This window comes from Pseudomonas sp. 2835 (assembly GCF_050435905.1).
In the GTDB taxonomy this organism is placed as follows: Bacteria; Pseudomonadota; Gammaproteobacteria; order Pseudomonadales; family Pseudomonadaceae; genus Aquipseudomonas.
On sequence record NZ_JBNDLE010000001.1, the window covers coordinates 285,869 to 310,713 of the forward strand.

Consider the following 24,845-nt stretch of genomic DNA (forward strand, 5'->3'; position numbering starts at 1 on the left):
CGGTCTGAGGCTTTGAGGGCTGCGCTGCAGCCCATCGCTGCCCAGCCAGAGGAAGAGCCCCTTGAAGATCGCCACCTTCAACATCAACGGCATTCGCGCGCGGCTGCCCAACCTGCTCGACTGGCTGCAGCGCGAACAGCCCGATGTGGTCTGCCTGCAGGAACTCAAGGCCGCCGATGCTGCGTTTCCGGCCGCCGATTTCGAGGCCCTCGGCTATGGCTCGCTGCACCACGGCCAGGCCTCGTGGAATGGCGTGGCGATTCTTGCCCGCGAGGCCCAGCCGCTGGAGATCCGCCGCGGCCTGCCGGGCCTTGAGGACGACAGCCAGAGCCGCTACCTGGAGGCCGCCGTGCAGGGCATTCATATCGCCTGCCTGTACCTGCCCAACGGCAACCCGCAACCGGGGCCCAAGTTCGCCTACAAGCTGGCCTGGTTCGAGCGGCTGATCGCCCACGCCAAGACCCTGGTCGGCAACGATCATCCGGTGTTGCTGGCCGGTGATTTCAATGTCGTGCCCACCGATTTCGACATCTACAACACCCGCTCCTGGCTCAAGGACGCCTTGCTCCAGCCCCAGAGCCGCGATTGCTACCAGCGCCTGCTGGCCCAGGGCTGGACCGATGCCATCCGCCACCTGTACCCGGACGAGCGGGTCTACACCTTCTGGGACTACTTTCGCCAGCACTGGCAGAAAAACGCGGGCCTGCGCATCGATCACCTGTTGCTCAACCCGGCCCTGGCCCCGCAGCTGAAAAACGCCGGGGTCGATGCCTGGGTGCGCAACGAGGCGCACGCCAGCGATCATGCGCCGGTGTGGATCGAACTCAAGGCCCCGGCGTGAGCCTGTCACCGCTGTTGCACCTTGGCTGTGCCGGCTGGAGCTTGCCGCGCCAGCATTGGCCGGCCTTTGCGACGCAGGGCACGCACCTGCAACGCTACGCGTGGCAATTGCAGGCGAGCGAGATCAACAGCTCGTTCTATCGCCCGCACCAGACGCAAACCTACGCCCGCTGGGCACAGAGCGTGCCCAAAGGCTTTCGCTTCTCGGTCAAGCTGCCCAAGCAGATTACCCATGTTCAGCGGCTGGTCGACTGCCAGGCGTTGCTCGACAGTTTCCTCGGCCAGTGCCACGGCCTTGGCCCGCAGCTGGGCTGCCTGCTGGTACAGCTGCCGCCGTCCCTGGCCTATGAGGCAGACTCTGCCGAGCGGTTCTTCCAGCAGCTGCGCAGCCGTTTCGACGGCGCGCTGGTGCTGGAGCCGCGCCATGCCAGCTGGCTGCAGGCCCAGGCGCTGCTGGAACACCTGCAGATTGCCCGGGTGGCGGCCGATCCTTCGCCCTTGCACGCGGGTGACCAGCCGGGTGGTTGGCAAGGCTTGCGCTACTGGCGCCTGCACGGTTCGCCACGGATCTACTTCAGTGCCTACGGGCCGCAGCGCCTGGCCGTGCTCGCCGTTGAGCTGCAGCGCTCGGTCAATGCCGGCGTGCCGACCTGGTGCATCTTCGACAATACCGCCAGCGGCGCGGCAGTGGCGGATGCCTTGCTGTTGCAGCAACTGCTGACCTAGGCGGCCCGCGCCTGGCGTATGGGCAGCTCGATCCTGAAGGTAGTGCCGGCACCGACCTCGCTGTGCACGCGGATTTCGCCGCGATGGCGCTTGATGATGCCGTAGGACAGCGACAGCCCCAGCCCCGTGCCCTGGCCAACCGGCTTGGTGGTGTAGAAGGGGTCAAAGATTTTCTGCAGGTTGTCGGCGCCAATGCCGCAGCCGTTATCGGCCACTTCGATCCACACCTGCTCGCTGTCGCAGCCGGTGCGCAGGGTGATGGTGCCACGCTGCGGGCCCATGGCCTGGGCGGCATTGACCACCAGGTTCATGATCACCTGGTTGATCTGCGAGGGCAGGCACTCGACCTCCGGCAAGGGCGCATAGTCCTTGACCAGGTCGGCCTTGTACTTGAGTTCGCTGGCGACGATGTTCAGGGTCGACTCGATGCCTTGCTGCAGGTTGGCCCATTGCCAGTCCTGGTTCGAGTCGACCCGGGAGAAGTCCTTGAGGTCCTTGACGATGCGCCCGACCCGGCTGATGCCGTCCTTGGACTCGCGAATCAGCAGGGGAATGTCGTCGAGGATGTAGTCCAGCTCGATCTCGGTACGCAGGGTCGCAAGACTTGCACTCAAGGCCGCCGGGTCGAGGCCGGGTTCCGCCTCGCGGTAGGCCTTGAGCATGCCCTGCAAGCGGCCGAAGTAATCGTCCAGCGCGCCCAGGTTGGAGGAGACGAAACCGATCGGGTTGTTGACCTCGTGGGCAACGCCTGCGGCCAACTGGCCGAGGGAGGCGAGTTTTTCCGATTGCACCAGCTGGCTCTCCAGCAGCTTGCGCTCGTCGATCTCGCGTTGTAGCGCGGTACTGGCCTGGGTCAAGGCCAGGGTGCGGCGTTCAACCCGCTGTTCCAGTTCATCATTGGCACCGACCAGCGCCCGGTTGACCCGGTTGATTTCCGCAAAGCTGCGCATCAGGCACACCGCCATGTACAGCAGCAACAACACCAGCAACGTGGAAAACACCAGCAGGTAAAAGTGGTAGCGCTGGTCGATCAACAGCACGGCGCGTTCGTCGCGGTCGAGCATCTGGGTAATGGCGTCCAGGCGCTCGGCCAGCGGTACCGCCTCGATCTGCTCCAGCAACTGGTTGACCTTGGGTTGCTCGCGCAAGATCAAGGCAATGTGGTTGCTGAGGGTATCGATGGGGGCGTGGAATACCGCGGGCAGGCGCTCCTTGTTGACCGCCAGTGTGTTCAAGCCCACGAGGATATCCGCCGCCTTGTCATCGGTGGTCCGCTGGGCAAATTCCAGGCTGCTGAGCATCAGGTCGTAGGTGTCGGTGGCGATACTGTGCAAGCGCAGGGTGTCGGCATCGGCCAACTGCCCGAGCTGCGCCTGGATGCCATCGGCGGCGGTGGGCAGGAACGCCAGGGAGTTGCGCAGCACGGCGTTGTGCGACTTGAAGCGCTCAACCTGCCGGGACTTGTCTTCGAAGGCCTGCTGATAGTCGCTGTAGGCCGTGCGCCAGGCCGGCGTATCGCCGTGCTGGTGGCGGGCCTCGATGTGCTCGAAGGCATTCCACAGGCGTTTCATTTCCAGCAGCGGCGCCACCAGCGGGTCGTAGTTGTAGTTGATGGTGATGCGCGCCTTGAGAATCTCGTTTTCCCATTGCGAGTCGTTCTGCTTGATCTGTCGGATCAGGTCGCGGGCCTGGGCGTAGGTGTCGCTTTCGTCGGCCTTGGACATCAGGTACAGGTACACCAGCACCGAGGCCAGCAGCGCGGCGCCGGTGGCCAGCAACAGCAAGCTGCGGCGGCGGGTCAGGATCATAGCGGTTTGCCCTGCCATTGGCCGGTGAGGGTCTTGAGGAACTGGATGATCAGTGCCTTGTCTTCGGCACTCGGCGTGCGCCCGAGCTGGTAGCGGAACATGACATCCACCGCCGCCTCCAGGGTGGCCGCCGAGCCATCGTGGAAATACGGGGCGGTGACGGCGACATTGCGCAGGCTGGGGACCTTGAACACGTGGCGGTCCTCTTCGTCGCCGGTGACGTTGAAGCGGCCGAGGTCGGCGGCGCTGGGGTTGCCACGGTCCTGGAAGTAGTCACCCAGCACGCCGAACTTCTGCAGCATGTTGCCGCCGATGTTGACCCCCTGGTGACAGGCAATGCAGCCGTATTCCTGAAAGCGCTGGTAGCCGTACTTTTCTTCGATGGTGAGGATCGCGGTATCGCCTTGCAGGTAGCGATCGAAGCGCGAGCCCGGGGTCAGCAAGGTGCGCTGAAAGGTCGCCAGGGCATTTTCGATGGTGTGTTTGTCGACCTCCTGGCCATAGGCCTGGGCGAAGCCTGCGCGGTAGTCAGGGTCATCGGCGATGCGCTGCACCACCACCTGCCAGTCGCTGCCCATTTCACTGGGGCTCTGCACCACCAGATGCGCCTGCTCCTCCAGGGTGTGCGCGCGGCCGTCCCAGAACTGGCGAAAATTCAGGCTGGCGTTGAACACGGTAGGCGTGTTGACCGCCAGCGGCCGGCCATCGACACCCGGCGACAGCGCCTGGTTGTCGGCGCCGCCTTGCTCAAGGCGATGGCAACTAGCGCAGGACAGGCTGCTGTTACGCGACAGGCGCGGGTCGTTGAACAGCTTGCGGCCCAGCTCTACGCGCTGCGGGGCAAGCTCGGGCGGCGCCGGCAAGGGTGACAGCGGGCCGTCGAGGGGCAGCGCCAGGGCCACGGCGGGCAGCAGCACCAGCATGCCTGCGAGCCGGCAAGGCATAAACGCGCTAGGCATCGAGCAACCCTCCGTGGTGACCATGCGCTATGTGCCTGAGGATAGTCAGGCCAGGAGCCATGCGCTAACCAGCGGGGCAAATGTCATCTAGCCTGTGAACAGGGACACTGTTGGCGACAGGGAGGGGAGCATGGACGAGCCCGAGATGGAAAAACCGCTGGTACTGCTGGTTGACGATGAAACCTCGATCCTCAGCAGCCTGCGTCGGCTGTTGCGCAGCCAGCCGTACGACGTGCTGCTGGCTGAGAGCGGTGCCCAGGCGCTCGAAATGCTTGAGCAGCGCCCGGTCAGCCTGGTGGTCAGCGATGCGCGCATGCCCGGCATGGACGGCGCCACCTTGCTGGCGCACATCCACCAGCGCTACCCGACGACCTTGCGCATCCTGCTGACCGGCTATGCTGACATGGACACTATCGCCAAGGCGATCAACGACGGCCAGATCCATCGCTACATCAGTAAGCCCTGGAACGACGAAGAGCTGCTGGTGACCCTGCGCCAGGCGCTCGCCTACCAGCATTCGGAAAGTGAACGGCGGCGCCTGGAGCAACTGACCCAGACCCAGAACCAGCAACTCAAGGCGCTCAACGCCAGCCTCGAACAGCGCGTCGCCGCGCGCACGGTCGAGCTGCAGCAGACTGCCGACATGCTCGATCTTGCCTACGAAGAGCTCAAGCGCAGCTACGTGACCGGCACCGAAGTGTTCTCGCTGCTGGCCAACCTGCGCCTGCCCAAGGCCAAGCAGACCAATCGCCAGGTCATCGAGCTGATCCGCGTGTACTGCGCGCGCCACGGCCTGGACGAAAACCGCAGCCGCGACCTGACCATGGCCGCGGCGCTGTACAACATCGGCAAGATGAGCTGGAACGACAGCATGCTGACCTGCCCGGCGGACCTGCTGCCACACACCGAGCGTGACCTGTACCGGGCCTACCCGAAACACAGCGAATCGCTGGTGATGACCCTGGAGCCGATGAAGGAAGCGGCGCGGATCATTCTTCATCACCAGGAACGCTGGGACGGCAGCGGCTTTCCCGAGCGCCTCAAGGGCGAGGCGATTCCCCTGGCGGCGCGCTGGCTGAAACTGGCGGTGGATTTTATCGAGCTGCAACGCGGCCTGGTGCTGGAGCGGCAGATGAACAGCGACGAGGCGCTGGTGTACATCCGCAAATACGCCGGCAAGCTCTACGACCCGGGGCTGGTGGAAGATTTCGTCCAGGTCTGCGCCGAGTTCCTCAGTGACGTGACCCTGGCCGATCCGTCGGTCAAGGTCCTGACCACCCGCGAACTTGAGGGCGGCATGGTCCTGGCGCGCAACCTCAATGCCGACAACGGCATGCTCCTGCTCAATGCCGGCAAAGTGCTGAGCGCGGCGTTGGTTGGCAAACTGATTGCCTTCGAAGAAATGGAGGGCGGCAAATACAGTGTTTTCGTCAAGGTCCCTGAAGAGCAGGGGTTGCCTGCTGACTTGGGCGTGGGCGGATGACGTGCTGGAGTACAAATGTACTCCTTGTTGGTTTACATCAAGTTACCAATACCTGCGGGTCTCAAACGGCATGCTGATCGGGCTGGCACTAAGCTTTCAGCCCTTGAGCCCAGGTCTTCCCAGGAGGTGTGCCATGCCCACCCGTCGCCACTTTATTGCCGCCAGCGCCACCCTGGCCGCCGGGCTGGCCCTCAATGGCTTGCCCTTGGCCCAGGCCAGCAGCGCAATGCTCACCCGCAAGATCCCGTCCACGGGTGAGGCGCTGCCGGTGATCGGTGCCGGTACGTCCGGCAGTTTCGAGGTCGAGGCCGGTTCGCCCGAGTACCAGCAGCTCAAGCAAGTGCTCAAGGTGTTTTTCACTGGCGGCGGCCGGGTTATCGACACCTCGCCCAACTACGGCGGCGCCGACGCCATCCTTGGCCAGTTGCTGAAGGAGGGCGGCTGGCGGGACAAAACCTTTATCGCCACCAAGATCGCCGCCGACAGCCGCGCCGTCGCCGAAGCGCAGTGGGCCGGGACCCTGCAAAAGCTGCGCACCGACAAGGTCGACCTGCTGCAAATTCACAACCTGCGCGACTGGCAGCGCCAGTTGCCCTATGCCCGCGAGCTCAAGGCCCAGGGCCTGACCCGCTACATTGGCGTGACCCACTACATTGACAGCGGCCTGGACGACCTTGTGCAGATCCTGCGCAGTGAGGCCCTGGACTTTATCCAGATCCATTACTCGGTCAATTCGCCCAAGGCTGCGCGCACCGTGCTGCCCCTGGCCCAGGACAACGGCGTTGCGGTGTTGATCAACCGCGCCTTTGACGATGGCCGGCTGTTTGCCAGGGTCAAAGGCCAGGCGCTGCCCGGCTGGGCGACCGAGGCGGGGATCGGCAGCTGGGCGCAGCTGTTTCTCAAGTTCGCCATCAGCCACCCGGCGGTGACCACGGTGATCCCGGCCACCAGCCGCCCGGACCGCCAGCTCGATCAGCTCAAGGCCGGTAGCGGGCCACTGCTCACCAGCGCGCAGCAACAAGACCTGATCAAGCAGTTCGCCTGAAGCCATGAAACGCCTGGGCACCCGCGTGTTCAACGTCAGGCCTGGCGAAGCGCCGGCGGTGGTTGCCGGCCTGGCCTTGTTCTTCCTGCTGTTCGCCGGTTACTTCATGCTGCGCCCGGTGCGCGAAACCATGGGCGTAGCCGGTGGCGTGGAGAACCTGCAGTGGCTGTTCACCGGCACCTTTGTCGTCACCCTGATCGCCTTGCCGCTGTTTGGCTGGCTGGCCTCGAAAGTACAGCGCCGGCGCATCCTGCCCTGGACCTACGGGTTCATGGCCAGCAACCTGTTGCTGTTTGCGGCTTTGTTCGCCGTGCAACCCGATAACCTTTGGGGCGCGCGGGCGTTCTATATCTGGTTGTCGATGTTCAACCTGTTGACCATCTCTCTGGCCTGGAGCGTGCTCGCCGACCTGTTCTCCAGCGAGCAGGCCAAGCGACTGTTCGGCCTGCTGGCGGCGGGGGCGAGCTGCGGTGGCTTGCTCGGGCCATTGCTCGGGACGTTGCTGGTGGGCCTGATCGGCCATGCCGGGCTGGTGGTGCTGGCCACGGTGTGCCTGCTCGCCAGTGTGGTGGCGGCCATGTACCTGCAGCACTGGCGCGACCTGTACCCGCTGCCGGCGCAAACCGAGCATCCGCGTTCACAGCCGTTGGGCGGCAACCCCTTTGCCGGTGCCAGCCAGGTATTGCGCTCGCCCTACTTGCTGGGTATAGCGCTGTTCGTGGTGCTGCTGGCCAGCGTCAGCACCTTCTTGTACTTCGAGCAGGCGCGGCTGGTGGCCGAGCACTTCACCAGCCGTACCGAACAGACCCAGGTGTTCGGCCTGATCGACAGCGCCGTGCAGGCCCTGGCGATCCTCACCCAGCTGTTTGTCACCGGGCATGTCGCTCGCAAGCTCGGGGTCGGGGTGTTGCTGGTGGCGGTGCCGCTGGTGATGGTGCTGGGGTTCATCTGGCTGGCCCTGGCGCCGCTGTTTGCCGTGTTCGTGCTGGTCATGGTGGTGCGCCGGGTGGGCGAGTACGCGCTGGTGCGGCCGGGACGCGAAATGCTCTACACCGTGGTTGAGCCCGGGCAGAAGTACAAGGCCAAGAACTTTACCGACACCGTGGTTTATCGCGGTGCCGATGCCGTGAGTGGTTGGCTCAAGCGCGGCCTGGATGGGATGGGCGATCACCCGCAGCTGGCGATGTTCATCGGCGCGGGGATTGCCCTGGGCTGGGCAGGCAGCGGCTGGTGGCTGGGGCGTCAGCAGCGCCGGCGCGAGGATCAGCCGGGCCAGGTTTAACTGCTGCGCACCCCGCGCAACTGCTCGGCAAGCTCGGCATTGATTACCACCAGCTTGGCAATATTCTGGCGGGCCTTGAGCAATTCGCTGTTCAGGTACTCGGCTTCGTTGGTCATCAGCACCACCTGATGTTTCCACATTTCCACCAGGGTCGGCGAATCAGGCGCGGCGAAGTCTTCGTCGTAGTCGTTCATCATGGTTACCTGTTGTTGCTGTATGGATATACAGTAATCCATGTTTGCAACCTTTTGCCAGCCCAGCCGACAAACTGCAGGTGCCTGTGGCATTGTCTGGGTAACCTATCTATCGACCGGGGCTGACATGGCCGAGCAACTTGGCGCCAAACGGGACATCGGCCTGGACCTGCTCAAGTGGCTGGCAATCATCAGCATGATCGCCGATCACCTGCGTTTCATCTGGCCCGCCGAGCACTGGCTGTTCGTCGTCGGCCGCCTGGCGTTTCCGTGGTTTTGCCTGGCAATTGCCGCCAACGTTGCGCGCAGCGTTGCCGGGCAGGCTTTTACCGCGGCCAATGCCCGCTACCTGCAGGGGCTGGTGATTTTTGCGCTGCTGTCGGAGTGGCCTTATCGCTGGCTCAATGGCCCGTCGCCGACGCTCAACATCATGCCGACCCTGGCGTTGGGCCTGCTGGTCGCCTGGGGCCTGCATCATCGAACCCGCGCGGCGGGGCTGATGGCGCTGGCCACCGCATTGACGGCTGGCCTGGCGTCCGATCGGCTGATGTACGGATTGGCGGGTGTGCTGCTACCCGGGGCTTTTGTTCTGGCCCTGCGCTACCGTTCGCTGGCCTGGTTGCTGCCCGCCGGCTTGGCGGTGGCGGCCAATATGACCAACCTCTGGCTGCGCGACCATCCGCTGCAGGCGATCTCGCTCATGGCCCTGAGCGCCGCGTGGCTGTCCGCGCCCGTTGGTCTGGCCCTGCTGCGCCTGCAGGTGCAGCGCCAGGTGTGGCGCGTCGGGCGCTGGGGCTACTGGTTCTATCCGCTGCATCTGTTGCTGATCAAACTCATTACCATCATTGACTATACTTGAGCTTCAGGTACTGGCTCACCGGTCGAAGTCGCGCGGACCCAGGTGTATCGATCAGTGAGGGCTTGTTTCGGGCCCCAGGTGTCGCAGCATGATGAATGTTCACTGGGGCTACTTGTTGTTGGCGGCAATGCTGATCGCTTCGGTCGGCGTGTTGGCCTGGGGCGCGGCGGTGGCCCGGCGCCGGCGCCGTGAAGAGCGCATTGCCCGCGAGCATGAGCGCGACCGCCACAGGTGACTATTGCCGATACCTGGCCAGCACCGGCTGGGTGGTCAGGCCATGCACGACGATACTCATGGCCACGATCGACAGCACCAGCCCGGTGCAATCCTCGGCAACAGCGGCCGGCACGCCGAGGTTCAGGGCATAGAACAGGTAGTACAGGCTGCCGATCCCGCGGATCCCGAACCAGCCCGCCAGCAGCCGTTGCTGGCGATCGAGCAGCGTCCCCCAGGGCAGCACGAGCACCGCCAGCGGGCGAATCAGCACAAACAGGATCAGCCCCACGCTCAAGGCGCGCCAGTCCCAGTGGGTGAGCAACACGATGCCCAGCAGGGTGACCAGAAATACCTCCATCACCCGTTCCACCAGGTTCCCGAAGGCCAGCATGTCGCCCATCATGATACCGGCGGCCACTTCGCTATCGTCCAGTGCCGCGGTGTCGCCGTGCACCGCCTGATCGGGCTCCAGATGCTGATGGCCAACCACCGGCTGCACCCGGTGCTCGGCAGGCACCGAGGCATAGCCGCTGGAGCTTACTTCGGCCTGGCGCAGCCCCAGGCCCGCAGCGAATACTGAAAGAAAGCCATAGCCTTCGATCATTTCGGCACCGACGTAGGCCAGGGCAATCAGCGCCAGGGTCAGGTAGTCGTTGGGTGATACCGTGCTGTCGTCGTTGCGGATGCTCAGGGCCAGGGTGATTCGCCCAAGCCCGCGGCCCATGCCGTAGCCGAGCAGCAGCCCGGCCGGCACTGCCCACAGCAGGTCGTGCAACGTCCAGTGGAGCAGGGCGTCCGGTTGCAGGTCGCCGGGGCTGATGATCAGCAAGCCGAGCAGCACAAAGGGGAAGGCCACGCCGTCATTGAGCCCGGCTTCCCCCGAAAGTCCGAAGCGCAGTGCATCCACGTCCTGGGCATTGCTGACCTGCACCAGCGAGGCCAGCACCGGGTCGGTAGGCGCCAGTATCGCCGCAACCAGCAAGGCCACGCCCCAGGGCAAACCCAGCAACAGGTGCAGCACCAGGCACAGGCCGGCAATGCACAGCAGCATCACCGGCCCGGCCAGGCCAAAGGCAACGCGCCACAGGCGCCGGCTCAGGGCCAGGCGCAGTTTCAGGCCGCTGACAAACAGCGAGAACAGCAGCGCAACTTCGGTCAGGTGCTCCATCCATGGCGCCGCGGCTGCCAGGTCCAGCTGCAGCAGGCCAAGGCCTGCGGGGCCGATGGCGATGCCCAGCCCCAGGCACACCGCCGAGGTGGTCACCGGCAACCAGCGCAAATACGACGCCGCCAGGGCCAGGGCCAGCAATACGGCGCCGAGCACCGCCATCCAGAGAATGAAACTCATCGCTGCGCCTCGAATGGCCTGAGCGTTTCGTTGAGCTTAGAAGGCGCTGGCATCGATGCCGCTGATCAGCTGCCGGGAACACCCCCGTACGTCGGCGGTTCTTCTCTGAAAGCACCGCGAGTTCATGCCATGAGCACGATCAGAGGTTCACAGCTCAGCGCCGCAGAGCAACACCGGTTGAATGCCATCGGCGCCTGGCGGGCCCTGCTGGATGACCGTGCGCTGCGCATGAGTTGCCCCAACAGCTACCACGACGCGCTCTTGCGCAGCGCCGATGAGCTGCAACGCCTGCGGGTGATTTCCTGGGAGGAATGCCGCGACCTCAGGTTCGAAGCGGATGCCGCTTACTTGCTGGCGGTGGCCGGGGCGGACTTCCCGCAGGACAGGATCGCTCACTGATCCCGGGCAGTGCGCTCGCTCTCGACGACATACCGGGTATCGATACTGACCACCACCGACATGCCCGGGCGCAGCCGCTGCGCTGCGGGCTGTTCGGGGTCGACACTGATGCGTACCGGGATGCGCTGGGCAATCTTGACGAAGTTGCCGGTGGCGTTGTCCGACTGCAGCAGGGCGAACTCGGAGCCGGTGGCCGGTGAGATACGCTGCACATGCCCGTGCAGCTTCAGATGGTTGAGCGCATCGACGGTGAAGGTCACCGGCTGGCCGATCCGCACGTTGTCCATCTGGGTTTCCTTCATGTTGGCAATCACCCACAGGGTGTCGGGCACCAGGGCCATCAACTGCGCGCCGGAATTGACATAGGCCCCCAGGCGCACGCCGATCTGCCCCAGCTGGCCGTCACGCGGGGCGGTGACCCGGGTGTTGTCCAGATCGATGCGCGCCAGCTCGAGGGCGGCCTTGGCGTTCTCGACCGAAGCTTGCAGGGAGGCGCGGTTGACGATGACGGTCTGCAGGTCCTGGCGGGCGATTTCCAGCGCTGCTCTGGCCTGGGCCAGGGCCGCCGCGGCACGGGCGTCGGCGGCGCGGGTGATGTCCAGGTCGCTGCGTGAAACCGAGCCATCGCCAATCAGTTCTTGGTTGCGCTGCAGGTCGGCGCGGCTTTTGCGCGCCTGCGCCTGGTTATCGGCAATCGCCGCCTGGCGCTGGAGGATGGTGGCCTCGGCGCTGTTGCGTTGCTGCAGGTTATTGGCCAGCGCTGCCTTTTGCTGTTCAAGCTGGGCCTGGGCCTGGTGCAGGCGCTGCTTGTAGATGCGGTCGTCCAGACGCACCAGCAGGTCACCGGCCTTGACGAACTGAAAATCCTGCACCGGCACTTCGAACACATAACCGCTGAGCTGCGGGCCGATGATCGTCACCTGGCCACGCACCAGGGCGTTCTCGGTGCTTTCGATGGCGCTGCTGAACGGTGGCAACTGCCAGGCATAGAGCACCACCAGCACGCCGACGATGGCCACGCTGGCAAACAGCATGGAGGACAGCAGCCGTCGGCGGGTGGAGCGTTGTTCACTGGCGGCGTTGGCAGGCGGGGTGAGCCCTTCGGGGGTTTCAGCGATGGCGGTGGTGGTCGTGGTTGTCGGTTCGGTCATTGCGCAGGGGCACCACGGCTAGAGTCCAGGGTTGCAACCGCACTGACGGTGCGGGTGGTGTGCCACAGCCACAGGCTGCGGATGAAAATCCAGATCATGGTCAGTATGGCAATGCTGCCGATCAGAATGAAGACATCGTTGTAGGCGAGGATGTTTGCCTCGCGGGTGGCGGCGTTGGCCAGCAGGCGGTTGCCCACCGCGGTGCGCAGCGCCGGGTCGCCGATTACCCCGGCATAGGACGCCGCGCCGTTTTGTATGCGGCCGAGCACCTGCGGGTTGAGCAGGGTCAGTTGCTCGACCAGGTAGCTTGAGTGGAATTTCTCCCGGGCGATCTGGAAGGTGCCGAGCAACGCCGCGCCAATCAGCCCGCCGAGGTTGTTGCAGATGCCGAACATCACCGAAAAACTGACCAGGTTGCGCGGGTTGGTGCGGATGTGGCTGATGCCCAGGGCCATGGTAGGGCCCAGAAAGAACGTACCGCCAAAGGCCAGCAGGAACTGGCTGAAGTACATCTGCGCCGGGCGGGTCAGGTTGCTCGACGAGCTGTCCATGAACGAGCCGGTGGCCATCAGCGCCAGGGAAATGAACAACGGCAGCACCAGGTGCTGCGGGTTGATGGTCAGGGCACTGACCACCAGCCCCGACACCGCGCCCAGCAGCATCACCAGGTACAGGCTGCGCATCTGCTCGCTGCCCAGGTTCAGCGCCTGGAGAAAACCCACGGCGCCGGTGGACTGCTCGGAGGTGACCATGCGGATCAAAATCACGCAGAACGCCAGGCGCAGGGCCACGCCGCTGCCCAGCCAGCGGGTCATCAACAGCGGATTGCTGCGGTTGTGCTCGATGGCCAGGCCAGTGATGATCAGGGCGATCGAGGCGGCGAGGGCGACGCCGATCCACGGCGCTTCCAGCCACCAGTCGATGCGCCCCAGCGACAGCACCGCGCAGAGCAGGGCGACGCCGCTGGACATGATCGCGAAGGTGAGAAAGTCCAGCGGCTCGAAGGTCTTGAAGCGGTCACCGGGCGGCAGCTTGAGCAGCAATACGCAGCCCAGCGCGGTCAGTGCCAGGCCCAGTTCGAACAGGTACAGGCCGCGCCATTCGGCGATTTGCAGCAGGTCTTCGGAGAAGATCCGCGCCAGCGGCAGCGCCAGTTGCGAGGCGCCCAGGCCCAGCACCAGGGCCTTGAGCCGCCACTTGGCCGGGAACGCCTGGATCATGTAGTACAGCCCCAGCGAACTCAGCGCCGCGCCGACCATGCCGTGGGCGGCGCGCACGGCAATGGCCGAATTGAGGTCGTTGACGAACAGGTGGGCAAAGGTCACCAGGGCGTACAGCACCAGGAAGATCTCGGTGAAGGCGCGCAGGCCGAACTCCTGGCGAAACTTCACCAGCAGCAGGTTCATCGACACGTTGGTCATCACGTAGGCGGCTGGCAACCAGGCCATTTCCGCCGTGGTGGCACCCAGGGCGCCTTGCAAAAACTGCAGGTTGGCGGTCACCAGGGCGTTGCCCAGGCCGCCGGTGATGGCCACCAGCAAGCCGACCAGGCCAAACGCCAGGCGCTTGGGCACAGGGTGCAGGGGGGTCGACGGCGAGCCCGGCATCGACGGTTTTTCATGGGGCAGCCACTGGCGGGTCGCGTATTTATCCATTCAGGTGCCTTGCAATAATTGCGAATCACCCGTAGCAGCGGGCTGTCGGATTATAGAGGCTAGGCGAGCCGCAGCCACGCGATATCCTGCGCTTGATAACGGTGCGCGCGGAAAATCGCGTTGTTCTCACCCGGCAGGTAAGCCCGCGAAGCGGCATCCGGGTAGGCGGCAAAGTGCGGGTTGATGTATTCCCAGACCACCTCGCCGCCGCGGGTAACCTCGAACAGGCGGCCGAAGTTGGCCTCGGTGATCAGCGTATTGCCATTGTGCAAGCGCTGGGCGCCGCCCATGAACGGGGTAAAGAAGGCGTAGCCTGGGGTATCGGCGTATTGCCACTCGATGCGCTGGCGCACAGGGTCGATCTCGATCACCCGCGAATGCGGCATCGACACCTGCGGGCGCGAGATGCCGTTGTCGAATACCAGGATGCGGCCGTCCGCAAGTTCACTCGGGCAATGCTGCTGCGCCACCAGGTCATGGCCCAGGCGCCAGAGTACGCGGTCGCTGGCTTTGTCGACGGCGATCACCGCCGACACGCTGCGCAGGCTGAGGATGACCTTGCCGTCGCGCCCCGGCGTCACGCTGTTGGTCATCGGCCAGTGATAGCGCTCGAAGCAGGCGTGCAGCGGGTAGTCCTCCGGGGCCAGGTGTTCCCAGCTGCGCCATTGCCAGAGCAGGTTGCCGGCGCGATCGACTTCCTTGACCACGTCGCCGTAGATCACCCCGCCGGGCGCCTCGCTGCCGGGGATACCGCCTTGCACGCGGCGGGCGATGTCCAGCGGCAGCGGCTCGGCGGTGGTGTACAGCAGGTTGCCGTTGGCCAGCCACTGGGCGTCATGATGATGGCCGAGATCAGTGTGCTGCCAGACTACTTCACCCTCGGGCGTCACCTCGCTGAAGGCACCGCCATGCCACACCGACCAGCCCGGAAAAAGCTCGGGCGAATCCGGGTGATTGCCGTTGTAGCCAAGGTTGCCGTTGGCGAGGATCACCGCGTCGCGGCCGGGGCGCTGGGGCAGCTGCCAGCGGTGTACTTCCTCGCCGTGCAGGTCGATCAAAAACACCTTGCCGCCAGCGGTTTGCGGGGCAAACAAGGTGTAGCCGCCGGCCGAACGTTCGGTGTCGACGGCCAGCAGGCCGGTGGCCTGGCGGCGCAAGGTGGTGCTATCGAGGGTGGGCATCAGGTTTCTCCAGATGAACGCCGCCCTGCCGGCGTTTGCGGCATGGCGACAAGGGCAGGGGGGTTAAGGCAGCAGGTGGTTGTAGCGGTCGTCGAAGGCCTCGGCGACCTTGAGCGGGCGCGGAATCAACCGTGCCTGGGCAAAGCTGTCGGCCAGGCGTTGCTGCAGGCCGATGACCCGGGCGTCGAGGGCCACGTAGTGCAAATGCTGCTGGGCAAGCATGTCGCGCACCAGCGCCAGGGGCAGGCGGGTGACCCTGGCGAGCTGTTCGGCCCAGGCCTCGGGGTTGGCCGTGGCCCAGGCCTGGGCGCGGGCCAGGCGCTGGATGAAATCGCCCAGCGCCTCGGCTTTGTGCGGATCGTCGAGGGCCGCCAGGCTTGCCACCGTAAAGTTCAGCCCGGTTTCCGGCCACGGGCTGCCGTCCAGCAGTTTTTGCGCGCCGCGCGCCGTGGCCTGGCCGACAAAGGGGTACCACACTGCCCAGGCATCGAGCTTGCCGCTGGCAAAGGCATTCTGTGCATCCACCGGGCTTGCGTAGATTACGTTGACGTCACTGAGCTGCAGCCCGGCGCGGGCGAGGGTGGCCAGCAGCAGGTAGTGACCGCTGCTGCCCTTGGCTACGGCGATGCGCTTGCCCTTGAGGTCGGCCGCCTGGCGAATCGGCGAATCAGCCTGCACCAGCAGCGCGTTGTTGTTCTGTGCACCTTCGGCCGCAGCGACCACGCGCACCTCGAAGCCGCCGGCCTGGGCAAACACCGGCGGCGCATTGCCGACCACGCCGACGTCGATGGCGGCGGCATTGAGTGCTTCCATCAGCGCAGTACCGGCGCCGAACGGGTGCCAGTCGAGGGTGTAGGCCAGCCCTTGGTCTTCGCCGGCCGCCACCAGCAGCGCCTGGGTCAGGCCGCTCTGGTCGCCGACTTCAAGCTCCGGCGCGGGCGCCGCCCAAGCCTGCAAGGTGGCCAGCAGAGCGCTCAGCATCACAAGGTGCTTGGCAGTGAAAGACTTTCTAGGCATCGTCTGGGCTCTCGAATCACGTGTGCCTTGAGTATGTCGACGCAGCCCTGCAGCCACCATGTCAAACACCCCACTTTTTCTGCCATGCACAGTGCCCGTACGGTGCTGGTACTGGCGTTCCCCGGCGCGCTGCTGCTCAACGCCGCAGGGCCCCTTGAGGTGTTTGCCGCGGCGTCGCGGGTGCTGGGTGGCGAACGGGTGGATAACCCGCCTTACCGGGTGGTGCTGGCGTCGGCACAGGGCGGCGAGATCGAGACGATCTCCGGGATTGGCGTGATGACCCGTTCGTTGGCCGAGGTCGAAAGCGAGCGGGTGCTCGATACCCTGATCGTGATCGGCGGGCCGGGGGTTGCCGAGCTTGAGCGTGACCCGCAGGTGATCGCCTGGCTGCAACGCCGCGCGCCCGCTGCGCGGCGCCTGTGTTCGATCGGCACCGGCGCCTTCGCCCTGGCTGCCGCCGGGCTGCTGGACGGGCGCCGGGTGGTCACCCACTGGCATTTTGCCGAGGCCCTGCAGCAAGGCTACCCGGCGCTGACCGTGGAGCGCGAAGCGCTGTACCTGCATGACGACCGGTTGTGGACCTGCGGCGGCGCCGCGGCCGGCATCGACCTGGGGCTGGCCCTGCTCGAACAGGACCTCGGCGCCCAGGCAGCATTGGCCCTGGCGCGTTACTTCACGGTGTTTGTGCAACGCTCGGCCGAGCAGGCCCAGCTCAGCGCGCCGCTCAAGGCGCAAAGTGAGGCCCTGCGCCGGGATCGCGACCAGCGCCTGGTGCGCCTGCATGCCTGGATCGCGGCAAACCTCAATGGCGACCTGCGCGTCGAACGCCTGGCTGAAAGGTTCGGCATGAGCCCCCGGCATTTTGCCCGCGCTTACGCCGCCGCCACCGGCGGCACCCCGGCGCAAACCGTCGAGACCTTGAGGCTTGAGGCCGCCTGCCGCTTGCTCGAAACCAGCCAGGAGCCGATCAAGCGCATCGCCGAAACCACCGGCTTCGGCAACGAAGAACGCATGCGCCGCAGTTTCCAGCGGCAATTGGGCACCAGCCCGCTGGGCTACCGTTCGCAGTCAAGGCTGCAGCTTGCGCGCTAGCTCAGGCGAACTGCACGTACACCGTGAACACCCCGAGCAGCAGCCAGAAGCCGCTGAAAATCCACGGCGTGCGCATAGAGAACTGCAGGCCTTTGCGGTAGCCGCTTTGCGTGGACTCACTCTTGGTGAACAACGGCGATTCATCGAAGACGTGGCCCATGCTCAACTCGCTTTGCAGCAGATGGCTCTGCTTGAAGTACCAGTGATCGATGATCTCGTAGGCGGCTTTCATCCCGGGCCAGGCGTGGAGCGAGCTGATCAGCCCCAGAATCGCCATCAGCATTGGCACCACCAGGGTAAACACCTTGCCCCATTCCGGGTTGATATTGCTCATGCTCGAGCCATAGGCGATCACCAGGAACGACTGGGACGTCAGGTAGGCGTTAGTGCGGCTGGAGAGCATGGTGGTTTCGTAGTGGATTTCCTTGCGATAAAAATCCAGCCGGTCCTTCGGCGAGCCGAACATGAGGTAGTCATGGCTTTCGCGAAGCGCCTCGGACTGGTCGGTGATGATGTTGCCCATCCGCTCGATCTCCTGTGTCGATGACATAGAGAGGGCCATTGCTTGAGCGGGTTCAATCGAGATCATCTGCATGCGCCGGACCTGTGGGAGCTGGCTTTGCCAGCGATCGAGTGCGCAGCGCTCGTAATCCAGATGCCAGCTGATGTGCTGGCTGTACCGGCCTCATCGCCGGCAAGGCCTGCTCTCACAATGGATCTGCATGCACCAGACCTGTGGGAGCTGGCTTTGCCAGCGATCGAGTGCGCAGCGCTCGTAATCCAGACGCCACCTGATGTGCTGGCTGTACCGGCCTCATCGCCGGCAAGGCCGGCTCCCACAATGGATCTGCATGCGCTGGACCTGTGGGAGCTGGCTTTGCCAGCGATCGAGTGCGCAGCGCTCGTAATCCAGACGCCACCTGATGTGCTGGCTGTACCGGCCTCATCGCCGGCAACGCCGGCTCCCACAATGGATCGGTGTACGCCGGAGCTGGCTTTGCCAGCGATCGAGTGCGCAGCGCTCTCGTAATCCAGACGCCACCTGATGTGCTGGCTCGGCTCCCGCAATGGATCGGTGTACGCCGACCCTGGCAATTCAGCTTGCCGGCGCTGCCGACTTGGCCAGCTCGATACCCGCCGCGCCCAGGCGCTTGAGGATTTCGAACAGCAGGTCGCTCTTGGTGGTGCCAACGATGCGCGGGCTGCTGACGTAGCCGGTTACGGTGAGGGTGATGCCGTCAGCGGTGAGCTTGCTGAAGCGCACGAACGGCGCCGGCTTGTCGAGGATGGTCTCGTGCTCGCGGTAGGTTTCATACAGCAGGGTCTGCACCTGCTCGGGGTCGATGTCCAGTGGGAACACCAGCTCCAGGCTCGCCACGCCCTGGGCGCTGCCACCCAGGGTGACGTTGCGCAGGTTCTGCGAGATCAGTTGCGAGTTGGGCACGATGACGATCGATCGGTCGCTCAACTGGATCTCGGTGGCGCGCACGTTGATGCGGCGGATATCACCCTCGACCCCGCTGATGCTGATCAGGTCGCCGACCTTGACCGGGCGCTCGGTGAGCAGGATCAGCCCGGAGACGAAGTTCTTGACGATTTCCTGCAGGCCGAAGCCGATGCCCACCGACAGCGCACTGACGATCCAGGCCAGGTTGGTCCACTTCACCCCCAGCGACGACAGGGTCAGGAGGATCACCAGGGCGTAGCCGATGTTGGCGAACAGGGTGCTTAGCGAGGCGCACATGCCCGGGTCCATGTCGGTCTTGGGCAGGAACTCGTTGTCCAGCCAGCGGCGCAACGTGCGGATCAGGTAGATGCCCAGCACCAGCGCCAGCACGGCATTGAACAGGTGCCCGGGGATGATGTTGAACTGGCGCAAACCGGCGCCACCGAGGAAGGCGACGATGTTGCTGATCAACTGCCCCAGGGTGGTACCGATGCCGCCGACGAACAGGGTGACCACCGCCAGCAGCAACAGCGCCGCGCGGCCGAAACCCGAGATCAGCGTTTCGACCTGCTCCAGGCGCCGGTCGCCGATGCCCAGCAGTTCCTTGAGTGCCTTGCCGCTGGCCTGGCGTGGCGAAAACACATACTCGCAACCGTCCTTGAACACTTGCATGAGCAAATAGAAGCCGGCCAGCAGAATGAATATCCACACCACCTCGTAGGTCACGAAGCGCGCCAGCGACACGTAGCCGGTTAACAGGGCAATCACCGAAGTGACCATGGCGATGCTGGCGATGGTGTAGATCAGCCCGGCCATGGTCGAGGCCGCTTCCGGCACATCCCCGGCGGCGGCCATGGCCCGGCGAGTGCTGCTGGTGCGTACCAGCAGGGCGATGATCAGGCCGCTGATCACCAGCGCGGCGATACCACGGCCGGCGATCACCAGCTGGCTGCTCATGCCGGCAGCGTTGGATATCTGCACCAGGGTCACCAGCACCAGCAAGGTCGTGGCCAGCCAGCGGGCAAAGGGTTGCAGGGCCAGGGCCACCGGGTCGGCAAGGTCCGGCAGGCGCCAGGATGGATGCGACGTCGACAGCAGCGCGCGGCTCAAACCGGTGATCAGCACGCAGGTATAGGCAAGTTTTTCGAACTCTTCGGAAAAGGTTGCCAGCATCGCCGGCAGCGGCAGGTGGCGGGTGCAGGCGTAAAACAGCAGCTCCAGGGCAACGCCGGTAGCCAGCAGGGTGGCCAGCACCGAGGCCAGGGCCAGCGAACTGCGCCGCAGGCGGCCCTCAGGCACGCGGTTCATGCATACCCAGGCCAGCCAGCGCTCCAGCAGCCGGCGGCCGAGGGTCCAGGCCAGCACGGCGAGCAGCACCAGCAGTAGCGTGGAGAAACGCTGGCCGGGCTGCCAGACGGCGTGGGCGGTATCGCTGACCTCAGCGAAGAACGCCTGCAAACGCTGTAGGTCGTCAGCCGAAGGGTTGAACACCGGTGACCAGAATGCCGGGTTGAGCAGGCTGTGGGTGCTCAGGGTCAGCTCGCTTTCGAGCATGGTGCGGCGGATGGCGGAAATCTGCGACAGCAGGTTGGTGGCGTTCTCCTTGAGCGTGGCCAGGGTTTTAAGGGTGGTATCGAGGGTGTTTTTTTGCTCGGTGAGGGCCGTGCGCTGCGCGGCGATATCCGACTTGCCCGGTACCAGCGCCTCAGCCGGGGCAGGGCCGAGCACCTCCAGCTGCGCGCGCAGTTGCGCCTGTTCCGGCAACAGCGCGGTAGACAACCGGTCGATATCGACAATCAGCGCTTGCAGCCGGTCTTGCGGGCCTTCGAGCTGGTTGTAGTTGTTGGCCTGGGAAATCTGCTGCTTGAGGCTGTCCAGGCGCAGTTGCAGGGCTTGCAGGTCTTTTTGCGTAACCTGGACCGCCGGGGCGACAGCGCTTGCCGCAGACGGGGCCGGCGGCTCGGCGGCCAACAGGCCGCAGGCACTGGGCAGCAGCAGGGTGAGGGCAATGAAGCCGATGATCTGCAACGCATTGCGCATGGTAATGCCCGGTTCGGTTGTTGAACTCCCAGCTTATGAGGGTAGGACATCGGCGGGCATTTGCCCGGCGGCGTGGCGTAGTGAACTGCGAGGCAAAGCCCGCGCCTACCGGGCGGTAGCAGCGGGCTTGCGTTGGGGCTTAGGCGAACATCTGCCTGACGTTGTTCATCGCGCCATCGGCAAAGCCCTGAAGAAACGCCTGGAATGCCGGCAGGTCCTGAGCGGTACCGGTGCGGGGTTCGCCGATGATGGTCCAGGTCGCCAGCGACTGATTCGCGCCCTGGGCCTTGACCTCCATGCGCGCCCAGAGGTTACCGATGTTCAGCGAGGTGTGGATCAACGACCAGGTCATGACCATCTGCTGGTCATCAAAGCTGTTGAGTTGCTCCATTACCACGTTGCCATCCTTGAACAGCTTCTTGCGCACCGAGCGCACGCCGCTGCCGGTCATTTCGATGTGCGACAGCGCCGGGATGAACACCGGAAAACCGGCGAAGTTGCCGACGATGTTCCACACGCTGCGGGCGTCGGCATTAACGGCCACCGTGGCAACCACGGGCTCGCCAACAGGGTTTTTGATCAGGGTATCGGGTTCCAGATGTGACATGTCCAGCTCCTTTGACGGGTTAGATGAAATCGATTTCTTTGAGGAATTCACAACCCCGGCGCAGCAGGGTCGGGCTTTTGGCGGGATACTCCTCGCCCATGTTGTCGATGCCGTGGCGGGCATTGCCGTGCTCGATCATCGAGATGTCGCCGATGTCTTCCTCAAAGCCATTGAGGTAGAAACCGACCACCCCGAACAGGGCGTTGTCGCTGCCGATGGTCGACAGCCGCTGCTGCCAGCGGCTCACCGGCACCAGTTGGAAGTCGTGGCCCATGTGGCGGAACGCCTCGACGTAGTTGTCCCAGCTCAGCGGCGTCGGGTTGTGCAGGTTGAACACCGCGCGGCTGATGGTGTGGCGGCTGGCATGAAAGCCGATGAAGCGCGCCAGGAAATCCACCGGCATCAGGTCGAAGTTCAATGACAGCTGCGGCACTTCCTTCAGTTGCAGCGAGCCCTTGAGCATCAGCATCAGGCGGTTCTGGTGCGGTTGGCAGACGCCGGTGCGGGTATTGAAGGCTATGTTCCCGGGGCGATAGATATTGACCCGCACACCACGCTCGCAGGCGTTCCAGAGAATCCGCTCGCCGACCCACTTGGACAGGTTGTAGCCATTGCGGATGTAGATCGGCGGCGTCGGCGCGGGCGGTGTTTCCAGCACCCGGCCCTGGGCGTCGATGCTGCTGGAGGCCGACAGGGTGGAGATGAAGTTGAAGATCTTCTTGCTGCGCCCCTCGCACAGCTTCAGGCACTCAAGCAGCGGCGCCACGTTGTCCTTGATCAGCGACTCGTAGTCGAGCACGTGATTGACGTTGGCGGCGTTGTAGATCAGCGCGCCATAGTCGCGGTCCAGGCGCTCGTACTCTTCGGCGCTCAGGCCCAGCAGCGGCTGGCTGATGTCCGCGGCCAGGACCCGCACACGGCTCATGTCCAGGTGTTCGAGGCGATTGTCGACCAGGGCCTGGGCAAACCGCTGCTGCGCCGATTGGCCGGGGGAGGCGCGTACCAGGCAGGCGACTTCGCTGGAGCCCAGTTCGAGCAAAGCCTCGACCAGGTGTACACCGAGAAAACCATTGGCACCGGTGACGATGACCTTGTGCACGTCACCCTGGCGGCTGAGCGGCAGCACCTCAAGGTCGACGCTGAGGTTGGCATCGGCCAGTGCCCGGGCACTGACCACGGCATCGGCGGCGTCATCCTGCTCAAGCAGGCGCGCCAGGTTGGTCAGTGTCGGCTGTTCGATGAAACGGTTGATCGACACGCCTTTGGCGAAGGTCTCGCGAATGTCCATGAGCATGCGCGAGAGCAGGATCGAATGGCCGCCGAGGTTGAAGAAGCTCTCGTCCAGGCCGATGTCGTCGGCGTCGATCTCCAGCAGCTTGGCCCAGATCGCCAGGAGGCTTTGCGTGGCCGCGCTCAGCGGCTGGGCGCGGACCTGGCGCTGGCGGCTGTCGTCGGGCATCAGGCGCAGTGCCTTGCGATCGATCTTGCCGTTGGCGGTGGCGGGCAAGGTCTCGAGCAGGCGCCAGCGGGCAGGGCGCATGTAGTCCGGCAGGTGCTGCTGGGCATGGGCCTTCAAGGCCTCGGTGGCGCTGTGCGCATCGGCGTTGCGCGGCTCGGCGAAGAACGCCAGGATGCGCCGCTGCTCGTCGATCACCACCGCCTGCTGGCCGAACAGGTTGCTGCTGCGCAGCACGTGCTCGATTTCCTCGGGCTCAACCCGAAAACCGCGGATCTTCACCTGGTTGTCCAGGCGGCCGATGATCTCCACCCCGGCGCGGCCCCAGCGTGCCAGGTCGCCAGTGCGGTACAAGCGCTCGCCATGCAGGCCGCCGCTGCCGTCCAGGTAGCGCTCGGCGCTGGCGGCGGGGTTGTGCAGGTAGCCGGCGCCGACGCCGGGCCCGGCGATGTGGATCTCACCGCTCTGGCCCTCGGACACCGGCAAGCCATGCTCGTCGAGCAGGTACAGGCGGGTATTGGCGATCGGCAGGCCGAGCAGGCGATTGGAGTCGCCGGCGCGCATCACCCGGCTGGTGGCCAGCACCGTGGTTTCGGTGGGGCCATAGATGTTGTGCAGGTGGCAGTGATCGGCCAGGGCGTCGATCACGTGGGGCTCGCACACATCGCCGCCGGTGATCAGGTGAGTCATGCCGCGCAGGCTGTGCAGCGGCAGGATGCTCAGCAGCGCCGGTGGCAGGAAGGCATGGCTGACCTCGGCCTGGATCACCAGTTGCGCCAGGGCCAGCGGGTCGCGGCGCTGGTCTTCATTGGGTACCACCAGGCAGCCGCCTTCAAGCAGGGTCGGGAAGATATCCAGCAGCGACGCGTCGAAGTTGATGGTCGAGAATTGCAACGCCCGGGTCCTGGGCCCGACCTCGACATGCGCGGCATACCAGGCGCAGAAGTGGCTGAGGTTGGCGACCGTCAACTGCACGCCCTTCGGTGTGCCGGTGGTGCCGGAGGTGTAGATCGCCACGCACGGCCGCGCACCTTCCCAGGTGCCGCGCAGCAGCGACTGATGCGCTGCCAGGGCAATGCTCTGGTGGCCATCGGCGCCCTGGTGCACGGCGCTCAGGTGGCCGACATCCAGGCCGATGCAGCCGGCGGGAATGTCGACGTTATCGTCGTGGATGACGATCCGCGCCCGGGCATGTTCGACGATCAGCGCCCGGCGTTCGGCAGGGTGGCTGGGGTCCAGCGGCAGGTACAGGGCGCCGCAGCCGAGCACGGCGAGGATCGACGCGTACAGGGCGAGGCCCTTGCCCAGGGCGATGGCCACCACCGGCTGTTCGTGGTCATCGCCCAGCAGCGGTACCAGCCGCTCCTGGATCGCCACGCTCAGGGCATGCAGCTCGCCATAGCTGACGCTGCGACCCTCGACCAGCAAGGCCGGGGCGTCATGATGCTGGCGCAGGCTGCTGGCCAGGCGCTGGATGAACGACACGCTGGCCGCCTCGGTAATGGCCGGTGCTGCCGTGCGGTTGCAACGGTGGGCAAAGGCCAGGGTGTCCAGCACCCCGAGCCCGGCCGTTGGCACCTGGCCCAGCGCCTGGAAGCGGTACTGGCTGAAGTATTGGTCATTGCGCGAGTAGCCGCTGACATGCGCCGCAGCCACCTCGACCAGTTCATGCAAGGCCCTGCTCACCAGGTCGGCGCCATTGCCCGAGGCCTCTGCAGGTACATCCTGGCGTTCCAGGCATTGCCAGGGCTGACTGCCCTGGCGGCCCAGCAGGTGCAACTGCAGGTCTTGCTGCGGGTCGCTGAGGTCGCAGCCGCTGACCTGCAACGAGACTTGCCAGGTGTTGCCCATTTCCGGCCACGGCGCCAGGGTGGCGTCGTCGATGACCAGGTCCGAGGCGTGGAGTTGCCAGTGATCGTAACTGGCCGGCGTGTCGAGCACATGGGTGCCATGCCCCATCTGCCGCAACTCGTCCGCCAGGCAGGCCAGCCCGCGGCTGCTCCCGCACAGCAGAATTTCAAGACGTCTCATCGGCATTGA

Annotated in this window: 21 protein-coding genes; 9 read left to right on the forward strand and 12 right to left on the reverse strand. The window is 65.0% G+C overall.

Annotated features, from left to right (window positions below):
* Positions 1-61 precede the first annotated feature (61 nt).
* Both xth and ABIE20_RS01030 read left to right on the forward strand, forming a co-directional pair.
* Entirely contained in the window at positions 62-841 is a 780-nt protein-coding gene (xth, locus tag ABIE20_RS01025; protein WP_429502032.1) for an exodeoxyribonuclease III, read from the forward strand.
* Positions 838-1,566 carry a DUF72 domain-containing protein gene (locus tag ABIE20_RS01030; RefSeq protein WP_429502034.1) on the forward strand — a complete coding sequence of 243 codons (729 nt, stop codon included), beginning with the start codon at positions 838-840 and terminating at the stop codon, positions 1,564-1,566. The genes xth and ABIE20_RS01030 overlap by 4 nt, the downstream gene beginning before the upstream one ends.
* Here the strand turns inward: ABIE20_RS01030 and ABIE20_RS01035 are convergent.
* The gene (locus tag ABIE20_RS01035) at positions 1,563-3,374 is read right to left on the reverse strand and encodes a DAHL domain-containing protein (protein WP_429502036.1); all 1,812 of its coding nucleotides are present in this window, start codon (positions 3,372-3,374) and stop codon (positions 1,563-1,565) included. The two genes, ABIE20_RS01030 and ABIE20_RS01035, sit on opposite strands and share 4 nt — an antisense overlap.
* Complete coding sequence (locus ABIE20_RS01040) at positions 3,371-4,333, reverse strand: cytochrome-c peroxidase (protein ID WP_429502038.1); 963 nt, start codon at positions 4,331-4,333, stop codon at positions 3,371-3,373. The genes ABIE20_RS01035 and ABIE20_RS01040 overlap by 4 nt, the downstream gene beginning before the upstream one ends.
* Positions 4,334-4,463: 130 nt before the next feature.
* Between ABIE20_RS01040 and ABIE20_RS01045 the strand changes: the two genes are divergently transcribed.
* From ABIE20_RS01045 to ABIE20_RS01055, 3 genes are all read left to right on the forward strand, one after another.
* Positions 4,464-5,816 (forward strand): HD domain-containing phosphohydrolase, encoded by a 1,353-nt coding sequence (locus ABIE20_RS01045; protein WP_429502040.1) that lies wholly within the window; start codon positions 4,464-4,466, stop codon positions 5,814-5,816.
* A 133-nt stretch (positions 5,817-5,949) separates the two neighbouring features.
* A complete protein-coding gene (locus tag ABIE20_RS01050) occupies positions 5,950-6,861 on the forward strand; it encodes an aldo/keto reductase (RefSeq protein WP_429502042.1) in 912 nt (303 codons plus the stop codon).
* A gap of 4 nt (positions 6,862-6,865) precedes the next feature.
* Positions 6,866-8,143, forward strand: coding sequence for an NTP/NDP exchange transporter (locus ABIE20_RS01055; protein WP_429502044.1), 1,278 nt, complete (start codon positions 6,866-6,868; stop codon positions 8,141-8,143).
* Here the strand turns inward: ABIE20_RS01055 and ABIE20_RS01060 are convergent.
* Positions 8,140-8,379, reverse strand: a complete 240-nt coding sequence (locus ABIE20_RS01060; RefSeq protein WP_429502046.1) for a hypothetical protein — start codon at positions 8,377-8,379, stop codon at positions 8,140-8,142. The genes ABIE20_RS01055 and ABIE20_RS01060 overlap by 4 nt on opposite strands.
* Positions 8,380-8,464: 85 nt before the next feature.
* On the opposite strand from ABIE20_RS01060, the gene ABIE20_RS01065 reads away from it, so the two are divergent.
* Both ABIE20_RS01065 and ABIE20_RS01070 read left to right on the forward strand, forming a co-directional pair.
* Complete coding sequence (locus ABIE20_RS01065; protein WP_429502048.1) at positions 8,465-9,196, forward strand: TraX family protein; 732 nt, start codon at positions 8,465-8,467, stop codon at positions 9,194-9,196.
* A gap of 88 nt (positions 9,197-9,284) precedes the next feature.
* On the forward strand, positions 9,285-9,431 hold the full coding sequence (locus ABIE20_RS01070) for a hypothetical protein (protein ID WP_429502049.1): 147 nt from the start codon (positions 9,285-9,287) through the stop codon (positions 9,429-9,431).
* Here ABIE20_RS01070 and ABIE20_RS01075 read toward each other — a convergent pair whose 3' ends face one another.
* Positions 9,432-10,760 carry a cation:proton antiporter gene (locus ABIE20_RS01075; RefSeq protein ID WP_429502051.1) on the reverse strand — a complete coding sequence of 443 codons (1,329 nt, stop codon included), beginning with the start codon at positions 10,758-10,760 and terminating at the stop codon, positions 9,432-9,434.
* Between the two features lie 129 nt (positions 10,761-10,889).
* Between ABIE20_RS01075 and ABIE20_RS01080 the strand changes: the two genes are divergently transcribed.
* Positions 10,890-11,159, forward strand: coding sequence for a hypothetical protein (locus ABIE20_RS01080; protein ID WP_429502053.1), 270 nt, complete (start codon positions 10,890-10,892; stop codon positions 11,157-11,159).
* On the opposite strand, the gene ABIE20_RS01085 is transcribed toward ABIE20_RS01080, so the two are convergent.
* From ABIE20_RS01085 to ABIE20_RS01100, 4 genes are all read right to left on the reverse strand, one after another.
* Positions 11,153-12,310 carry an HlyD family secretion protein gene (locus tag ABIE20_RS01085; RefSeq protein ID WP_429502055.1) on the reverse strand — a complete coding sequence of 386 codons (1,158 nt, stop codon included), beginning with the start codon at positions 12,308-12,310 and terminating at the stop codon, positions 11,153-11,155. The genes ABIE20_RS01080 and ABIE20_RS01085 overlap by 7 nt on opposite strands.
* Positions 12,307-13,965: an MFS transporter gene (locus tag ABIE20_RS01090; RefSeq protein ID WP_429502057.1), complete on the reverse strand. Its 1,659-nt coding sequence runs from the start codon at positions 13,963-13,965 to the stop codon at positions 12,307-12,309. The genes ABIE20_RS01085 and ABIE20_RS01090 overlap by 4 nt, the downstream gene beginning before the upstream one ends.
* A 59-nt stretch (positions 13,966-14,024) precedes the next feature.
* Positions 14,025-15,146 (reverse strand): aryl-sulfate sulfotransferase, encoded by a 1,122-nt coding sequence (locus tag ABIE20_RS01095; RefSeq protein ID WP_429502058.1) that lies wholly within the window; start codon positions 15,144-15,146, stop codon positions 14,025-14,027.
* A 63-nt stretch (positions 15,147-15,209) separates the two neighbouring features.
* A complete protein-coding gene (locus ABIE20_RS01100; RefSeq protein ID WP_429502059.1) occupies positions 15,210-16,127 on the reverse strand; it encodes an ABC transporter substrate-binding protein in 918 nt (305 codons plus the stop codon).
* A 120-nt stretch (positions 16,128-16,247) separates the two neighbouring features.
* On the opposite strand from ABIE20_RS01100, the gene ABIE20_RS01105 reads away from it, so the two are divergent.
* Positions 16,248-17,255, forward strand: coding sequence for a GlxA family transcriptional regulator (locus tag ABIE20_RS01105; RefSeq protein ID WP_429502061.1), 1,008 nt, complete (start codon positions 16,248-16,250; stop codon positions 17,253-17,255).
* Position 17,256: 1 nt separating this feature from the next.
* Here ABIE20_RS01105 and ABIE20_RS01110 read toward each other — a convergent pair whose 3' ends face one another.
* From ABIE20_RS01110 to ABIE20_RS01125, 4 genes are all read right to left on the reverse strand, one after another.
* Positions 17,257-17,778 (reverse strand): hypothetical protein, encoded by a 522-nt coding sequence (locus ABIE20_RS01110; RefSeq protein ID WP_429502376.1) that lies wholly within the window; start codon positions 17,776-17,778, stop codon positions 17,257-17,259.
* Between the two features lie 573 nt (positions 17,779-18,351).
* On the reverse strand, positions 18,352-20,742 hold the full coding sequence (locus tag ABIE20_RS01115) for a DUF3772 domain-containing protein (RefSeq protein ID WP_429502063.1): 2,391 nt from the start codon (positions 20,740-20,742) through the stop codon (positions 18,352-18,354).
* Between the two features lie 139 nt (positions 20,743-20,881).
* A complete protein-coding gene (locus ABIE20_RS01120; RefSeq protein WP_429502065.1) occupies positions 20,882-21,349 on the reverse strand; it encodes an SRPBCC family protein in 468 nt (155 codons plus the stop codon).
* A 19-nt stretch (positions 21,350-21,368) separates the two neighbouring features.
* The gene (locus ABIE20_RS01125) at positions 21,369-24,836 is read right to left on the reverse strand and encodes an amino acid adenylation domain-containing protein (RefSeq protein WP_429502067.1); all 3,468 of its coding nucleotides are present in this window, start codon (positions 24,834-24,836) and stop codon (positions 21,369-21,371) included.
* Positions 24,837-24,845 lie beyond the last annotated feature (9 nt).

Excerpts from the sequence above, each read along its gene's own strand:
- ABIE20_RS01115 (WP_429502063.1), bottom strand. The coding sequence starts at position 20,742 with ATGCGCAATGCGTTGCAGATCATCGGCTTCATTGCCCTCACCCTGCTG.
- ABIE20_RS01105 (WP_429502061.1), top strand. The coding sequence starts at position 16,248 with ATGCACAGTGCCCGTACGGTGCTGGTACTGGCGTTCCCCGGCGCGCTG.
- ABIE20_RS01045 (WP_429502040.1), top strand. The coding sequence starts at position 4,464 with ATGGACGAGCCCGAGATGGAAAAACCGCTGGTACTGCTGGTTGACGAT.
- ABIE20_RS01040 (WP_429502038.1), bottom strand. The coding sequence starts at position 4,333 with ATGCCTAGCGCGTTTATGCCTTGCCGGCTCGCAGGCATGCTGGTGCTG.
- ABIE20_RS01095 (WP_429502058.1), bottom strand. The coding sequence starts at position 15,146 with ATGCCCACCCTCGATAGCACCACCTTGCGCCGCCAGGCCACCGGCCTG.
- ABIE20_RS01085 (WP_429502055.1), bottom strand. The coding sequence starts at position 12,310 with ATGACCGAACCGACAACCACGACCACCACCGCCATCGCTGAAACCCCC.
- ABIE20_RS01110 (WP_429502376.1), bottom strand. The coding sequence starts at position 17,778 with ATGGGCAACATCATCACCGACCAGTCCGAGGCGCTTCGCGAAAGCCAT.
- ABIE20_RS01060 (WP_429502046.1), bottom strand. The coding sequence starts at position 8,379 with ATGGATTACTGTATATCCATACAGCAACAACAGGTAACCATGATGAAC.
- ABIE20_RS01075 (WP_429502051.1), bottom strand. The coding sequence starts at position 10,760 with ATGAGTTTCATTCTCTGGATGGCGGTGCTCGGCGCCGTATTGCTGGCC.
- ABIE20_RS01050 (WP_429502042.1), top strand. The coding sequence starts at position 5,950 with ATGCCCACCCGTCGCCACTTTATTGCCGCCAGCGCCACCCTGGCCGCC.
- ABIE20_RS01100 (WP_429502059.1), bottom strand. The coding sequence starts at position 16,127 with ATGCTGAGCGCTCTGCTGGCCACCTTGCAGGCTTGGGCGGCGCCCGCG.
- ABIE20_RS01065 (WP_429502048.1), top strand. The coding sequence starts at position 8,465 with ATGGCCGAGCAACTTGGCGCCAAACGGGACATCGGCCTGGACCTGCTC.
- ABIE20_RS01120 (WP_429502065.1), bottom strand. The coding sequence starts at position 21,349 with ATGTCACATCTGGAACCCGATACCCTGATCAAAAACCCTGTTGGCGAG.
- ABIE20_RS01055 (WP_429502044.1), top strand. The coding sequence starts at position 6,866 with ATGAAACGCCTGGGCACCCGCGTGTTCAACGTCAGGCCTGGCGAAGCG.
- ABIE20_RS01125 (WP_429502067.1), bottom strand. The coding sequence starts at position 24,836 with ATGAGACGTCTTGAAATTCTGCTGTGCGGGAGCAGCCGCGGGCTGGCC.
- ABIE20_RS01090 (WP_429502057.1), bottom strand. The coding sequence starts at position 13,965 with ATGGATAAATACGCGACCCGCCAGTGGCTGCCCCATGAAAAACCGTCG.
- ABIE20_RS01080 (WP_429502053.1), top strand. The coding sequence starts at position 10,890 with ATGAGCACGATCAGAGGTTCACAGCTCAGCGCCGCAGAGCAACACCGG.
- ABIE20_RS01035 (WP_429502036.1), bottom strand. The coding sequence starts at position 3,374 with ATGATCCTGACCCGCCGCCGCAGCTTGCTGTTGCTGGCCACCGGCGCC.
- ABIE20_RS01070 (WP_429502049.1), top strand. The coding sequence starts at position 9,285 with ATGATGAATGTTCACTGGGGCTACTTGTTGTTGGCGGCAATGCTGATC.